Origin of the sequence: Marichromatium sp. AB32 (genome assembly GCF_003718675.1) — a bacterium.
GTDB classification, from domain to species: domain Bacteria; phylum Pseudomonadota; class Gammaproteobacteria; order Chromatiales; family Chromatiaceae; genus Marichromatium; species Marichromatium gracile.
In genome coordinates, this window is the sequence record NZ_RHFJ01000024.1 from 39501 (window position 1) to 54502 (window position 15002).

The 15002-nt window shown below is 64.9% G+C and carries 11 protein-coding genes and 1 CRISPR repeat array; of the genes, 7 read left to right on the top strand and 4 right to left on the bottom strand.

What is annotated here, in order from left to right; all coding sequences use genetic code 11:
- Positions 1-31 precede the first annotated feature (31 nt).
- The 3 genes from cas1 to cas4 are packed head-to-tail and all read left to right on the top strand — an operon-like array spanning position 32 to position 1918.
- Positions 32-1021, top strand: a complete 990-nt coding sequence (gene cas1, locus EBL85_RS09215; protein WP_123142754.1) for a CRISPR-associated endonuclease Cas1 — start codon at positions 32-34, stop codon at positions 1019-1021.
- Positions 1008-1313, top strand: a complete 306-nt coding sequence (gene cas2, locus EBL85_RS09220) for a CRISPR-associated endonuclease Cas2 (RefSeq protein WP_123142755.1) — start codon at positions 1008-1010, stop codon at positions 1311-1313. The genes cas1 and cas2 overlap by 14 nt, the downstream gene beginning before the upstream one ends.
- Positions 1310-1918: a CRISPR-associated protein Cas4 gene (cas4, locus tag EBL85_RS09225; RefSeq protein ID WP_132228860.1), complete on the top strand. Its 609-nt coding sequence runs from the start codon at positions 1310-1312 to the stop codon at positions 1916-1918. Before cas2 ends, cas4 begins: the two co-directional genes overlap by 4 nt.
- 172 nt (positions 1919-2090) lie before the next feature.
- Positions 2091-3590: direct repeats of the CRISPR family, unit length 37 nt; unit sequence GCCGCAATGCTCAATCCACTACAACAAGGATTGAAAC.
- Between the two features lie 120 nt (positions 3591-3710).
- Here the strand turns inward: cas4 and EBL85_RS09230 are convergent.
- The 3 genes from EBL85_RS09230 to EBL85_RS09240 all read right to left on the bottom strand — a co-directional run bounded on the left by EBL85_RS09230 (position 3711) and on the right by EBL85_RS09240 (position 8087).
- Positions 3711-4301: a Spy/CpxP family protein refolding chaperone gene (locus EBL85_RS09230; protein WP_123139621.1), complete on the bottom strand. Its 591-nt coding sequence runs from the start codon at positions 4299-4301 to the stop codon at positions 3711-3713.
- 137 nt (positions 4302-4438) lie between these two features.
- Positions 4439-6052, bottom strand: a complete 1614-nt coding sequence (locus EBL85_RS09235; protein ID WP_123142756.1) for an RNA-binding domain-containing protein — start codon at positions 6050-6052, stop codon at positions 4439-4441.
- Between the two features lie 46 nt (positions 6053-6098).
- A complete protein-coding gene (locus EBL85_RS09240; protein WP_165913436.1) occupies positions 6099-8087 on the bottom strand; it encodes an EAL domain-containing protein in 1989 nt (662 codons plus the stop codon).
- A 695-nt stretch (positions 8088-8782) separates the two neighbouring features.
- Between EBL85_RS09240 and EBL85_RS09245 the strand changes: the two genes are divergently transcribed.
- From EBL85_RS09245 to EBL85_RS09255, 3 genes are all read left to right on the top strand, one after another.
- Entirely contained in the window at positions 8783-10306 is a 1524-nt protein-coding gene (locus tag EBL85_RS09245; protein ID WP_190288061.1) for a methyl-accepting chemotaxis protein, read from the top strand.
- A 330-nt stretch (positions 10307-10636) separates the two neighbouring features.
- Positions 10637-11344: a TorF family putative porin gene (locus tag EBL85_RS09250; RefSeq protein ID WP_123139625.1), complete on the top strand. Its 708-nt coding sequence runs from the start codon at positions 10637-10639 to the stop codon at positions 11342-11344.
- A 19-nt stretch (positions 11345-11363) separates the two neighbouring features.
- Positions 11364-12113, top strand: coding sequence for an ABC transporter substrate-binding protein (locus EBL85_RS09255; RefSeq protein ID WP_123139626.1), 750 nt, complete (start codon positions 11364-11366; stop codon positions 12111-12113).
- Between the two features lie 84 nt (positions 12114-12197).
- Here EBL85_RS09255 and EBL85_RS09260 read toward each other — a convergent pair whose 3' ends face one another.
- Positions 12198-13706, bottom strand: coding sequence for a leucyl aminopeptidase (locus EBL85_RS09260; RefSeq protein WP_123142759.1), 1509 nt, complete (start codon positions 13704-13706; stop codon positions 12198-12200).
- Positions 13707-13946: 240 nt separating this feature from the next.
- Here EBL85_RS09260 and lptG point away from each other — a divergent pair.
- The coding region (gene lptG / locus EBL85_RS09265) for an LPS export ABC transporter permease LptG (RefSeq protein WP_123142760.1) at positions 13947-15002 on the top strand (1056 nt) is incomplete at its 3' end.

Genomic DNA, 15002 nt, shown 5'->3' on the forward strand with positions numbered 1-15002 from the left:
GTTGTTCGGGCCTGTGTCCGGGAGTCGATCGATGGAGTTGATCCTCACCACTTTCGGGACCTATCTGCACCGCCGGGGCGAGCTGTTCGTGGTGCGCATCAAGGAACAGCAGCAGGAGGTCGCCGCACGCAAGGTACGCTCGATCCTCATCACCACCGGGGCGAGCCTGTCGACCGATGCCATTCAGCTGGCAATCGAGAAGAACATCGATATCGTCTTCCTCGACCGCGTCGGTGATCCCTACGCGCGGGTCTGGCATGGGCGTCCCGGCTCGACCACCGCGATCCGCCGTGCCCAGCTACGGCTGGCCGATACCGAGGCGGGCCTGCGCCTGGCGCTCGGCTGGGTCGTGCGCAAGCTCGACAACCAGATCCGCTTTCTCGGCGAGGCGCGCTCGCGGCGCAGCCGGTTGAGCGCCGAGCTGACCCGGCGCATCGAGGCGCTGCGCGTTCATCGCGACGCGCTCGATGCGCTCGACGGGCTGCTCGATGCGCAGCGCGAGACCATCATGGGGATCGAGGGACGGGCGGGGCGGACTTACTGGGAGGCGGTGAATCTGCTGCTGCCCGAGTCGCAGCGCTTCGACGCGCGTTCGCGCAACCCCGCGCGCGATCCCTTCAACTGCCTGCTCAACTACAGCTACGGGGTGCTCTACGGTACCGTCGAGCGCGCCTGCATTCTCGCCGGGCTCGACCCCTACGTCGGTTTCGTTCACACCGACCACTACCGCAAGAAGTCGCTGGTCTTCGACCTGATCGAGTGCTATCGCATCTGGGCCGACGAGACCGTGGTCGGGCTGTTCGCCGCGCGCAAGGTCAAGCCCGAGCTGTTCGACCCGCTGCACAACGGGCTGATCCTCAACAAGCAGGGCAAGGCGGTGCTGATGGAGCGCTTCGGAGCCCATCTCGATGAGCAGATCCGTTATCGCAACCGTCGCATCAAGCGACGCGACAGCGTACAGCTCGACTGCCATCGACTCGCCAACGACTGGATCGGGAGGGGGCCTGATGAAGACGACTGAGACCCTGGTGTGGATCATCTACGACATCGTCGCCGACAAGCCGCGCGGGCGCATCGCCAAGCTGTGCAAGGAGGCCGGTCTCTACCGAGTACAGAAATCGGTGTTCCTCGGCACCATCGAGCGTAACCGGCTCGACGAGCTGCGGCTGCAGGTCGAGGAGCAGATCGATTCCGAGGTGGATTCGGTCTACATCTTCCCGCTGTGCGAGAGCGACTTCAGAAAGGTGGTGGTGCTCGGTCAGGCCTTCGACAAGCGCCTGGTGACCGACCAGGTGCGGGCGCTGTTCCTGTGAGCGAGTGGTCCGACGACACCGAGACGACGCCGATGGTGACGCCGTCGGAGGTGCTCGAACACGTCTATTGCCCACGCTTCACCTGGTTCATGAACGTGCAGCACATCGCCCAGCACGAAGACCAGCGCTACAAGGTGTTGCGTGGGCGCGAGGTACATCGGCGCCGCTCGGTCGAGAATCGCGATTATCTGCGTCGGCGCATCGGCGCCACCCGACGCGAAACCGAGGTCTATCTGGCATCGCCGAGGTTGCGGCTGCGCGGTATCGTCGACGAGGTGCTGTGGCTCGCCGACGGCACCATGGCGCCACTGGACTACAAATACACCCCGCGCCGCGAACAGGTGTTCAAGACCCATGAAACACAGATCCTGCTGTATGCGATGCTGATCACCGAGACGTATGGGTTGCCGGTCGAGCGCGGGTTCGTCGCCTATATTCGCGACGGCAGCCATCTGATCGAAGTGCCCGTGAGCACGGTGAGGATCACGCAGACCCGGCATCTGATTGACGAGATCTTTGATATCATCGAGACAGGCAGACTACCGGCGCGTACCCGCTCGCCCCTGCGTTGTGAAGACTGCTGTTACAAAAATATCTGCGCTTGATCGCGCGTGTGTTGCAAGTCTTTGAATGTTTTGATTTTTTGTGAGTTTTTTCGATGCGGGGAGCGCTTTTTTCAGGTGTTTTTAAGCCGATTCCCACTCTGAAACGCACTTTTAGAGCACTTGTTTTTCAGGGTTATGTAACTGAATTTTATGCTTTTTTAGAGAGTTTGCGGCCGCAATGCTCAATCCACTACAACAAGGATTGAAACCGTCCGTCATCATGGTGTGCGGTTCCCGTTCCATGCGCCGCAATGCTCAATCCACTACAACAAGGATTGAAACCTCCCGCCTGCGCCGCATGAGCCGCCCCGTCGGCAGGCCGCAATGCTCAATCCACTACAACAAGGATTGAAACGCCTCAGTCAGGTGCAGCACGATCTTGCCGAGCTGCAGCCGCAATGCTCAATCCACTACAACAAGGATTGAAACCCTGCGTGCGCGCCGCTGCTGGTGGTGGTGCTGGCGCCGCAATGCTCAATCCACTACAACAAGGATTGAAACCCCACAGCCACGCATGTCGACGTGTCACGGACGTACGCCGCAATGCTCAATCCACTACAACAAGGATTGAAACCCGCAGAGTTTGAGGCGGTCCCCGACATCGTAAAGCGCCGCAATGCTCAATCCACTACAACAAGGATTGAAACCACTATGTCGGCACCGGCTGCGGACTATTGCGGCACGCCGCAATGCTCAATCCACTACAACAAGGATTGAAACCGGGGTAAGCTGGAGAGCCAAGCAGCCGCATACGCTGGCCGCAATGCTCAATCCACTACAACAAGGATTGAAACGCCACGGTGAAGGCGCGAGCATGCGCCCCGCGCACCAGCCGCAATGCTCAATCCACTACAACAAGGATTGAAACTCAGCTCGACCCTGACAAAGCGGCTGCTTGCGGCCGGCCGCAATGCTCAATCCACTACAACAAGGATTGAAACGCGACTACCTACCTGGCGTACGAAAGGGCAAACTTGGCCGCAATGCTCAATCCACTACAAAAAGGATTGAAACAGCTGTCTCCCGGCTACCGTTGCGTCTACGAGATGGCGCCGCAATGCTCAATCCACTACAACAAGGATTGAAACGTCGCATAGGCCGTGCCAGCCTGCACGTAGACGAGGGCCGCAATGCTCAATCCACTACAACAAGGATTGAAACACCATGGACGGGGTGAGCCGGACCAGCGCCGTTAGCGCCGCAATGCTCAATCCACTACAACAAGGATTGAAACCGGCTAAGCATGTAGAAGAACTGGGCGCGCGAGAAGGCCGCAATGCTCAATCCACTACAACAAGGATTGAAACGTGACATACCAGCCGTGGCTGCTCACCTCAGCGCTAGCCGCAATGCTCAATCCACTACAACAAGGATTGAAACCCCGCCGAGGGCGTGGCCTTCGCGTTGCGCGTGCTCGCCGCAATGCTCAATCCACTACAACAAGGATTGAAACAGCCACTGCGAGCGTGTTTCCATGGCGCGGCGCCGGGCCGCAATGCTCAACCCACTACAACAAGGATTGAAACGAGCAGTCCGAGGCCGCGCACAACACCCGCCTGTATGCCGCAATGCTCAATTCACTACAACAAGGATTAAAACGCCCGAGCGTCGAGCAGCTGATGGCGGATCGCTACGGCTGCAATGCTCAATAAATCACAATGAGCATTAAGACGCATGCAATACGCTTGGCCGCCGCAAGGCTCGAAATCGAACGTGCGAGATGCTTGCTTGATGAAAACCGGCGTGCCCATTGAGGGTGCGCCGGTTTTCTTTTGCGGTGATGGATTAGTGTTCAGAACCGATCGCAATCACCGGGCATCATCGGGTAGCCGCCGGGCATCGGGCCCGGGCCGTGGTGGCGCATCGGCGCGTGGTGGCCGCGGCGCTGCATCGGGGTGTCGAGGGCGGCGCGCTGCTCCTCGGTGAGGATCTCGGCGACCGCCTCGCGCAGCTCGGTGCGGGTGAGGTCGAGCTGCTGGTGCTGGCGCTGGAACAGCTCGGTGAGCGTCTGGGTCTGCTCGGCGGTGAGGCCGACGCGCTCGTCGAGTCGGTCGACGCGGCGTTCGATGCGTCGCTCGCTGAGCCGGTCGCGCTCGGCGCGCTGCGCGTCGGTGAGCAGCTCGTTGATGCGCTTGCGGGTCTCGAGCTGCTGTTGCTCGCGGGCCTGACGGGCCTCGTCGAGGATGACGCGGACCTGGTCGCGCTGGGCGTCGTCGAGGTCGAGGCGGTCGGCCATGCGCGCCATGGGCATGGGTAACTCGTCGCCCGGGCCGTAGCCGTATCCGGGGCCGAAGGGCATGGCGAGTGCGATCGGGGCGGCGACGACGAGGCCGACGGCGAGTGCGATGCCACGGATGCGGGGGGTGTCGAGTCGGGTGTTCATGATCTTCTGCGCTCCTGCTGGTTGGAATGGGCGCGCCGCTGGGCGGCGGTGGAGCCCGTTTGCTCCGACACCTTCAGGTTAGGTGGGGCGGGTGCAGGCTCGGTGCAGGGATTGCGGAAAGATTGTGGAGACCGGACTCAGAAGCGGGTACGGATGTATTTCAGCGCACGGCTGATCGACAGCTCAATGTTGGAGGGGCCGCTGCGGATGATGAACAGCTCGCGCTTCTTGTCGTCGTGGAGGAACACCGGCGCATCGGCGCGCTCGCACTCGACCGCACCGAGACGCACGCCGTCGAGCTCGAGGAGGAAGAAGCGCACGTAGCGGGCGTATTCGGGGCCGAGGTGCTGGTTGAGCAGGTTCTTGAAGTGCAGCTGGCACTTGTCGTCGTTCTCGAACTTGTCGGCGTCCATGCCGAGCAGGGTGCCGTCGTCGGCCACGCCCATCAGCAGGATGCCGCCCTCGGTGTTGAGGAAGGCGGTCACGCCCTTGAGCCAGGCCAGCTCGATCTCCTTGCCCGGGGTCTTGGTGTGGAGATTCATCCGCATGGTGGATTTGAACTCCAGGTGCGCGCCCTCGCCGCTGCGGATGAGTTCGCGCAGGTCCTGCTGCGGATGGCGCCGATCGATGGTGAGCCTGGGCAGGTCGCGTAGCTGGCGGCTGTACTTGCGCACCACCACCGAGGCCATGGTGAGGCTGGCGGCGAGGATGGCGAACGCGGTGAGCGCGACGATGTGCCAGCGGCTCTGAAGGATGGTGAGGGTGGCCGAGACCGGTAGCGCGACGGCGACCCAGGCGCCCTCGGGATGGTCGGTCAGCGGGCGGAAGCCGCCCCACCAGTCGCGTCCGCCGCTGCGAAAGCGCACCAGTCCGTCGGCGGGACGGTCGGCGTCCTTCCAGGCGGCCACGGCATCGAAGGCCAGCGGGCCGCCGAGGCGCTCGTGCGCGGAGAAGAAGCTGGCGGCGCGATCGCTGGCGTGACTGCCGCTGACCTCGGGCGAGGGGACGAAGACGCCGCCGTCGCCGTTGAACAGGAAGCCGTAGCCCCCCGGTGGCAGATCGAGCCCCTCGATGGTGCCGACGATGCGCTCGAGGGTGACGTCGAGCGCGCTCACCCGCAGCTCGCCCGCCTGTTCGCGGGCGATCGCGACCGTGGTGCCGGGGACGCCGAGCGAGGCGAAGATGTAGGGCGCGCTCCATACCTGGGTGTCGGGGTGGGCGGTGGCGTTGCGATACCAGGGGCGGTCGCGGGGATCGTAATCGCTGCCCTGTTCACGGGTCTCGAGCGCCTTGAGCTGAGCGTCCCAGCGGGTGATGCGCAGCCGCTGCGGATCCTCGGGGTCGCGCACCCGGGTCAGCCAGCCCTCGCGGGTGCGCCCGAGGAAGTATTCGGCGCCGTCGGCGCCGGCCTCGATGGCGCCGGCGACCTGGGGCATGTGGGCGAGGATGGGGGTGAGACGCTCGTTGAGCGCTTGTTCGTCGAGCGGGCCGAGCCCGGCGCTCTCCATGCCGTCGCGCACGATCAGCAGCTGTTGCTGCACCGGGAGGAGCAGGCCGCGCACCTCGTCGCGCACCAGCGCCGAGGCCGACTCGATGCGGTTGCCGGCGAGGTCGTGCTTGATGTCGTCGATCAGCAACACGTTGATCAGCACCAGCAGGCCGACGGTGCCGGCGACCAGCAGGATGAGATCGCGCAGCAGACGGTTGCGGATCGGCCCGGAGGAGAGGTGCAGCAGCGAGAGCGGGTTCATGGCGCCGGATTATAGCCCAGCGCCCGCGGCTGACCCCAGTGATGGATCAGAGATCGGCGCTGCGCACCTTGTGGCTGATCAGCGGCGCGGGCTTGCCGATGTAGTAACCCTGGGCAAAATCGATTCCCAGGGAGGCGATCTTGCGATAGATCGCCTCGTCGCTGACGAACTCGGCGATGGTCTTGATGCCGAGGCGTCGGGCGAAGTCGACGATGGTCTCGACGATGACCTCGGCATGAGGGTCGGTGAGGATGTTCTTGATCAGCGAGCCGTCGATCTTGAGGAAGTCGATATCGAGATGGATCAGGGTCTCGAAGTTGGAGTAGCCGCTGCCGAAGTCGTCGATCGCCACCCGTGCGCCGAGGCGCTTGACCTGATCGATGAACGCCTTGATCCGCTCCGGGCTGGAGAAGCCCTCCTGCTCGGTGATCTCGAAGATCAGCCGGTCCATGACGCCGTGCTGGCGCTGCAGTGTTTCGAGGGTGTCGAGGATGTCGCTCTCCTCGATGTCCTCGATCGCGAGGTTGATGCTCAGGGCCAGTTCGGTGGCGCTGAAGCAGGCGACCGACTTGCGCAGCATGCTCGCCGACAGCTCCTTGTAGTTGCCCGAGCGCTTGGAGACGGCGAGGAACTCGGCGGGGGTGTAGAGGGTGCCCTCGGCGTCGCTGATGCGCATCAGTGCCTCGTACTTGCAGATCCGACCGGTACGGACGTCCTGGATCGGCTGGAAGTGAGGCGTGATCCAGTCCTGGGTGATCGCCTTGCGGATGATCCGGGTGGTCTTCAGGTTCTGCTGGTACTCCTTGAGGATCGGCAGGTCCTCCTGGAAGGTGGCGATCTTGGTGTGCTTGAGCTTGGCGTACTTGAGTGCGGTGGTGGCAGCGACGATCGGGCTGGGGTGGCGACTGCTGGCGATGCCGGCGCTGATCGAGGCGGTGATGGTCTCGCCCTTGACGGTCTGCTCCTTGTTACCGAAGCGCTCGACGAAGGCCAGGATGTGCATCTCGAACGCTTCCAGCGCATCGCCTCGGCTGTCGAAGATGGCGAACTCGTCGCCGTTGAGGCGGTAGATGGCGTAGGGCTGGTGGGCGAAGAATTGGCGCAGCAGGGTGGCGGTCGAGCGCAGGAAGTCGTCGCCGGCGTTCATGCCGAGGAAGTTGTTGACCTCCTTGAAGCGGTCGATGTCGAGGATCGCGAGGTTGAAACTGGCGGCGTGCTCGATGTCGTAGATCAGGCGCTGGCGCGAGAGCAGGCGGGTGAGGCTGTCGTAGTTGGCGCGCTGGTTGAGTTGGGAGATCAGCTCGGCGATGTTGTCGTAGAAATAGCGGCTGAGCTTGCCGAGTTCGTCGTTGCTGTGGGGGCGATTCCTGAGCTGCAGCGCGACCGGGTCCTGGCTGTGCATGCGCTGCATGTCGTCCATCAGGGCGTAGATGGGGTTGATGATGTTGCGATTGATCTGGCGCGCGGTCAGGCGAACCAGGATCAGGGTGACGAACAGATAGATCAGGGTCTGGACGATGATGCTCTCACGGGTGGCGCTGGCGATGTCCTCGTGCAGATGCTCGCGGGTCTCGTGCAGCTGGCGTCGTTTCTCCCCGATGAGTTGCTGGATCGGCGCCAGGGTGTATTCGACCTCGAGCCGACCGATCGACTCGTCGTTGTAGACGATCTCCAGGGTGCGCGGCATGCAGCCGCTCACCCCCTGGCGGCGCGCGCTGGCGATCGCCTCGTGGGTGAGGTTGTCGATCACCGCGATCGAGCACACCGCCTGGTGCTGGACGAGCTTGTCGGTCTTGTCCTGGAGCGAGAGCAGGTTGAGATTGTAGAGTTCGTGGGCGACGGTGAGGGCCATCATCTGCAGGTAGTGCTCGATGTCCTCCTCGAACTTGTCGACCATGGCCGTGTGTTCCTGCTCGATATAGTCCTGCAGGGTGCTGAGGCTGCTGCGCTCGATCGCCGATTCGAGCCGGAACGAGTTGTAGAGCTGGAGGAAGAAGAGGACGCACATCAGCAGCAGCGTGATCACCGAGATCACGAATATCAATTTGAATTTGATGGAATTCTTATGAATCATGCTGCTCAACTTCTCAGTCTGCGAAGCCTCGGGCATGGATTGCCGCTGCGCATGTCAATGGGGTTGGATGCACTCCTCGCGCGCTCCCCGTCCCTGTAGGGAGCAACGCATGACCGCGCCTGGCGCGTGCGCCCTCGTCCAGTCATCAGTGCTGGTGAACCTGTGATGACATGCCTCGATGGTTGAGTTTGCGACGTGGGGCATGTGATGATGCGCGCAAACGTCTGTGTCACCATTGGCCCTGGCCGGCTTCGAGCTGTCGCTGCTGTCCCGCATGGGGATTCCAAGTGCTCAATCGCTGCGTGGTGGATCGCCGTGGGCATGCAAGGATCCTGTCTTAAGTCATGTCGCCGTGGCTATTGTCAAGCGGCACCCGCCTGTTTCTGCCGATCCGGCCCTTCGCGACGATGCGCTTATACAGAATAGTCCGGATATGGACGGCAGCTATCTGCAACCGGATCCCGCGGCTCGGGCGACCGAATGCCGTCTCTGCCCGACCTCTTTCACCGTTTCGTCTCATTGGCCGGATCGCTTGGCGGTGCCTTTGCTGATCGGCGATGTCAGGGGCGATGGCCAGACTGCGGTCTCTATGACGCCCCGCCGCTCCCGACCCGATGATAGCGATTCGCCAACTGCCACCGAGGGATTTGAGCAAGATGACAAGCGGTCTGAAGACGAAACTGAATCTGGCACTCATCCTCGTGGTCTCGGTGGTGCTGGTCAGCTATGGCGTCTGGGACGTGATGCGGGTCGAGGCTACCGAGACGGCGCGTCAGCAGCATGACATCACCGCCGCCTTCGAGCGGCTGGAGACCGGTCTGCCCAAACCGCTGTGGGATTTCGCGATGGCCACGGTCGATGACATCCTGCGTGGCGAGATGGGGCATCCCGCGATCGTCGCCGTGGCCGTCGAGGGGGTGGATGGCGAGTTCGTCGCCGGCTTTTCCGCTCGGCCCGAGGTCGCCTCGATTGAGCGCATGCCACAGCCCGAGGGCGTGGATGTGGTCTCGCGCGAGCTGGTCTATACCGGTAACGGGCTGGAGAATCCGTTGGGCAGGGTGTCGCTCTTCGTCTCGCCCGAGCCGCTGCGCCAGGCCGTGCACGAGGCGCTGGTGCGCAACGTGTTGATCGTGCTCGTGCTCAACCTGGTGCTGGTGGTCTCGGTGAGCTTCGCCCTGACCCGATTGGTGCTGAAGCCGCTGGCCGGGATCTTGACGCGGGTGCGCGATATCGCCGAGGGCGAGGGCGACCTCAGCAAGCAGGTCGAGAGCGACCGCGCCGATGAACTCGGAGAGCTGGCACAGGCGCTCAACCGTTTCATCGGCTCGATCCGCGAGATCGTCATCGAGGTCGAGACGGTGATCGGCGGGTTGAGCGGCACTGCGCAGCGCACCAGTGACACCGCAGGCGATCTCAGCCGTCAGCTCGCCCAGCAGCAGGAAGACCTTTATATGCTCACCACCGCGCTCAACGAGTTCAGCGCGACCGCCGACGAGGTGGCGCGCAACGCCGCGCTGGTGGCCGAGGCTGGAGAAGAGGCTGGTACGCGTGCCGGCTCCGGTCTCGATCAGGTGCGCGCGGCCAATCTCTCCAACGGTGAGCTGGCAGAGAGCGTCGATCAGGCCGCCGATGTGATCGGTGAACTGCGCCAGAGCACCGAGGCGATCACCGGCATCCTCGATGTGATCTGCGGCATCGCCGATCAGACCAACCTGCTCGCGCTCAACGCCGCGATTGAGGCGGCGCGCGCCGGTGAGGCGGGGCGCGGCTTCGCGGTGGTGGCTGACGAGGTGCGGGTGTTGTCGCAGCGTACCCAGGAGTCGACGACGCAGATCCAGGAGACCATCGCCGGTCTGCAGCGGCGCACCGAACAAGCGGTGAGCGCGATGGAAACGGGGCGGGCGAAGTCGCGCCATAGTGTCGACCAGGCCTCCGCCGCTGGTCAGGCGTTCGAGGAGATCGATGCCGCGATCAAGCGAATCATCGAGATGATGAGCAGCGTGGCTACCGCCGCCGAGCAGCAGAGCGCCACGGTCGCCGAGATCGAGCGCAACGTTGGCAATATTCAGCAGGTCCACGAGCGCACCGTCGCCGCCTCGCAGACCACGAGCGACTCGGGCGAGGGGTTGGCGGCCAGCGTGACGCGATTGCGCGCGCTGTTTGGTAAGTTCCGGCTCTGAGCGACCCTGGACGGCCACGGGAGGCTCGTCCATTTCATCAGGAGGCGCCCGTCGGTGCCCGGATCGGTGTCGGCCAGGCAGGGCGGACGCTGCTCCGCTCCCAATGGATTTGGGTGCGCGCGAGGTTTCGCGCCACCGTCACGCCTTCCGGTGTGACGTCTCACAAGGGATCCGAGTTGATCTCAGCCAGGGGCGGGCCATCGTGGCGCCCGCTCGCGGACCGGGTGCAATTCCGTGCGTGACTCGGGGGGTGCGCTCTCCCGAAATGGCCCGCTCAATCGCGTGGCCAGGTGCGGTGTTGCGCCCATGTCTCAACAGCCAGAGAAATACATGCAGAAACAAGACAACGACACCATCAAGCATGCCGCCCTCGCCGCCGTTCTGGGGGCCACGCTCGCCGGTCCGGCGCACGCGGACTGGTCGGCGACCTTCACCGGCGTCTCCGATTATCTGTTCAACGGCGTCACCCAGACCGGCCACAAGCCGGCGCTCCAGGCCAGTCTCGACTGGGCCGGGGAGAGCGGCATCTACGGCGGCGCCTGGGCCTCGAACGTCGACTTCGACGACGACACCCATGTCGAGTTCGATACCTATCTCGGCTATGCCACCGAGTTCGACACCGGGATCAGTCTCGACACCGGGGTGGCCGTCTACACCTATCACGGCGCCACCCACAGCAGCGACGGCAACTACCCTGAGGCCTACGTCAAGCTCGGCTACGCCGGCTTCAACCTCAATGTCTGGTACACCTACGATTATTTCGGCCTCGACGTCGGCCACGTGGTGGTGATGCTGCGCAAGGACCTCCAGATCAACGACGACTGGTCGGTCTCGGCCTGGGTCGACCGTTCGACCAGCCTCGATAGCGATCGCTTCGCCTGGGACGAGGGCGAGGACAGCTATCTCCACTGGCAGGTGATGGCCAACCGCTCGTGGCAGGATTTCGACTTCTCGCTCGGGGTCAGTGGCACCGATTTGAGCTATGCGGCGGGCGACACCCGTGTGCTGTTCAGCGTCTCACGGAGCTTCGCCCTGTAGCCATCTCTAAGGAGGACTCATGAACGGCAAGGTGTTGGCAGCCCTGTTGGGCATGCTGGTTGCGGCCCCGGCCGCCGCCGAAACGGTACGGATGACCTCGCTCGAATGGCCACCCTATTCGGGTGCCGAGCTGCCGCAACAGGGGGCGGTGATCGCGGTGGCGCGGGCGGCCTTTGCTGCCATGGGCGATGAACTGATCGTCGAGTTCTACCCCTGGTCGCGGGCGGTGAAGCTGGTGACGACCCCGGGCACGGGGTTCGTCGCCTACCTGCCCGAGTATGCCTACGAGAGCGAGGAGTTCACCTTCTCCGAGCCGCTCGGGTACGGGCCACTGGGGTTGGTGGAGCGCAGCGCCGAGCCGGTCGTTTGGGAAACGATCGAGGATCTCGAGCGTTATCGCATCGGCGTGGTGCAGGGCTATGTCAATACCGCGGCGTTCGATGCCGCCGTCGCCGAGGAGCGCATCCAGGTCGAGACGGTGGTCTCGGATGCGCAGAACGCACGCAAGGTGGCCGCCGAGCGCCTCGATGCCGCGGTGATCGACAGCCATGTGCTCGATTATCTGCTGGCGCGCGATCCGTTGCTCGAACCGGTTGAGCCCGGGGCGGTGCGGATGAACGCCCGGCTGCTCGAGTCCAAGGCACTGCTTGCGGCCTTTCGTAACGGGCCCGAGGGCGATCGCTGGCGTCAGACCCTCAACGAGGGGCTGAAACGGATCGATGCCGAGGCCATGCTGCGTGAGTACCTGATGCGCGACTGGTCGCGCTGAGCGCGCCGCCTGAGCCGTTGGCCGGGGATCATCCCCGGCCCGATGCGCGCCCCGTCGGACCCGGTCCGGCGGGGCGCGTCTCGTTCAGCCGGCCTTGGGCGTGACCCCGGCGCGCGTCAGCAGCAGCTCGGTGAGCAGCGCCACCGGGCGACCGGTGCCGCCCTTCTCCTTGCCGCCGAGCCAGGCGGTGCCGGCGATGTCGATGTGCGCCCAGCGGTAGTCCTTGGTGAAGCGCGAGAGGAAGCAGGCGGCGGTGATGGCACCGCCCTCGCGACCCCCGACGTTGGCCATGTCGGCGAAGTTGCTGTCGAGCTGGGGCTGGTAGTCGTCCCACAGCGGCATCCGCCAGGCGCGGTCGCCGGCGCGTTCGCCGGCGCCGAGGATCTCCTCGGCCAGCGCGTCATCGGCGGTGAACAGTCCCGATGCGTGGGCGCCGAGTGCGATCACGCAGGCGCCGGTGAGGGTGGCCAGGTCGATCACCAGCTCGGGGTCGAAGCGCTTGCTGTAGGTGAGCGCATCGCAGAGGATCAGCCGGCCCTCGGCGTCGGTGTTGAGGATCTCGATGGTCTGGCCCGACATGCTGGTGACGATGTCGCCGGGCTTGTTGGCGGCGCCGTCGGGCAGGTTCTCCGAGGCCGGCACCACGCCGATCAGGTTGATCGGCAGGCCCAGCGCGCAGGCCGCCTGCAGCGCGCCGAACACGCTCGCCCCGCCGCACATGTCGTACTTCATCTCGTCCATCTGCGCTGCGGGCTTGAGCGAGATGCCCCCGGCGTCGAAGGTCAGCCCCTTGCCGACCAGCACCACCGGCTTGGCGTCCTCGGCGCCGCCGCGGTAGTGCATCACGATCAGCTTCGCCGGCTGGCGGCTGCCGCGCGAGACCGAGAGCAGGGCGCCCATGCCGAGCTCGGCCATCGCCGCCTCGTCGAGGATCTCGGTGGTGAGCTTGGGATGATCGGCGGCCAGCGTCTCGGCCTGCTCGGCGAGATAGCTCGGGGTGCAGATGTTGCCCGGCAGGTTGCCGAGTTCGCGCGCCAGCGCGACGCCATCGCCGATCGCCCGACCATGGGCGATCGCCTGCTCGGCCTCGGTCTGCTGCGCCTTCTTCTCGACCCACAGCGCGAGGCGCTTGAGCGTGACCTTGGGCAGCTTGTCGGTGTCCTTGGTGCGGCTGTAGCGATAGTCGCGCGCGGCGGCGGCGACCACGATGTCGCGCAGCGCCAGATAGCGATCGGCCTCGCGCGGCAGTGGCTCGGCGAGGGTGCACAGCGCCTCGCCGGCGTTGAGCTGGGCGAGGGCGTCGACCGCCGCGGTGACGGCCTTGCGCTGGGCGGCGCGGTCGAACTCCTTGCGCTTGCCGCAACCGACCAGCAACACCCGCTCGGCGGCCACCCCGGGCAGGCCGTAGAGCAGCAGGGTGCGACCGTTCTCGCCGCTCATGTCGCCCTTTTTCAGCAGCGCGGTGAGCTGGCCGTCGCAGGCCTTGTCGACGGCCTCGGCGGGGGCGCCGAGCCTGTGCTTCTCGAACACGCCGAGGACGAGACAGGGGGTCTTCTGCTTGGCGAGGTCGCCGGTCTTGATCTTGAATTCCATGCTGGACTCCTGCAATGGCGGCACGGATCGGCAGCCCGGTCGGGTGCCGCAGCCGGGGCCGCGAGAGGTGTGTACTCGACGTGCATCATCCGGCGTCGTCGGGGCGATCGGGTGAGGGTCGGCCCGCGCGCGGATGTTAGGATGTGGGCATCGAGTCTACCGGAAGAAATGCGCGTGCTGAAACTCGGCCTCCTGGCCCCCTGTTCGTCTCGCATCGCCCGTCGGGGGCGGGGCTGAGCGATGCGGATCATCGATCGCTACCTCGGTGGCGCCGTCGTCGTCGGCACCCTGGTGACGCTCGGGGTGTTGCTGCCCCTGCTCGGGTTCTTCGTCCTTGCCGACGAGATGGAAGCCGCCGGAGTCGACGGCTTCGGCTTCGGCGGGGCCATGACCTTCATGTTGTTGAGCCTGCCGGGCTATGCCTATCAGCTCTTTCCCATCGCCACCCTGATCGGTGCCCTGGTCGGCCTGGGCACGTTGGCGAGCCGCTCGGAGCTGGTGGCGCTGCGCGCCGCCGGGGTGTCGGTGGCGCAGATCGTGCGCGCGGCGATGCTCGGCGGGGTGCTGCTGGCGCTGCTGGCGGTGGTGCTCGGCGAGGTGCTCGCACCGCTGGCCGAACAGCGCGGCGCCGAGCTCAGGCGCGAGGCGCTCTCCGGTGAGGTGGCGCAGCAGACCGCCGACGGCTTCTGGGCAGTCGACGACGGCGCCTATGTCAATATCCGCGAGATCCGCTCCGGCACCAGCCTGAGCGATATCTCGATCTTCCAGGTCGATGCCGCCGCCGGCACCCTGGTGTCGACCCATGCCGATGGGGCGCGCTATGTCGACGACGGCTGGGTGCTGCAGGGCATCGCGCGCAGTCGGGTGCGGCCCGACGGGGTGGAGGTCGAGCGCATCGCCCAGGCGCGCTGGGACTCGATGCTCGACCCGGGACTGCTCAAGGTGGTGGTGGCCGAGCCCCAGGCGCTGCCGGTGTGGGGGCTCTACAAATACATCCGCTTCATGCGCGTCAATGGTCAGGACGCCGGCGCCTACGAGGTCGCCTTCTGGGGCAAGGTGCTGCACCCGGTGCTGACGCTGTCGATGATCTTCGTGGCGATCCCGATCCTGCTCGGCTCGGCGCGCAGCTCGGGGATGGGGCGGCGGATCTTCGCCGGGGTGTTGATCGGCATCCTGTACTATCTGATCAGCCGGACGCTGGCCTATCTGGCGCTGCTCTTCGGCTTGAGCCCGCTGCTTGCGGCACTGGCCCCGCCGTTGCTGTTCAGCGCCGGGGCGATGGTGCTGCTGCGCCGG

Bases quoted from the DNA above. Each gene is read 5' to 3' on its own strand.
- EBL85_RS09255 (WP_123139626.1), top strand. From the start codon at position 11,364: ATGAACGGCAAGGTGTTGGCAGCCCTGTTGGGCATGCTGGTTGCGGCC.
- EBL85_RS09235 (WP_123142756.1), bottom strand. From the start codon at position 6,052: ATGAACCCGCTCTCGCTGCTGCACCTCTCCTCCGGGCCGATCCGCAAC.
- cas1 (WP_123142754.1), top strand. From the start codon at position 32: ATGGAGTTGATCCTCACCACTTTCGGGACCTATCTGCACCGCCGGGGC.
- cas2 (WP_123142755.1), top strand. From the start codon at position 1,008: ATGAAGACGACTGAGACCCTGGTGTGGATCATCTACGACATCGTCGCC.
- EBL85_RS09260 (WP_123142759.1), bottom strand. From the start codon at position 13,706: ATGGAATTCAAGATCAAGACCGGCGACCTCGCCAAGCAGAAGACCCCC.
- EBL85_RS09230 (WP_123139621.1), bottom strand. From the start codon at position 4,301: ATGAACACCCGACTCGACACCCCCCGCATCCGTGGCATCGCACTCGCC.
- EBL85_RS09245 (WP_190288061.1), top strand. From the start codon at position 8,783: ATGACAAGCGGTCTGAAGACGAAACTGAATCTGGCACTCATCCTCGTG.
- EBL85_RS09250 (WP_123139625.1), top strand. From the start codon at position 10,637: ATGCAGAAACAAGACAACGACACCATCAAGCATGCCGCCCTCGCCGCC.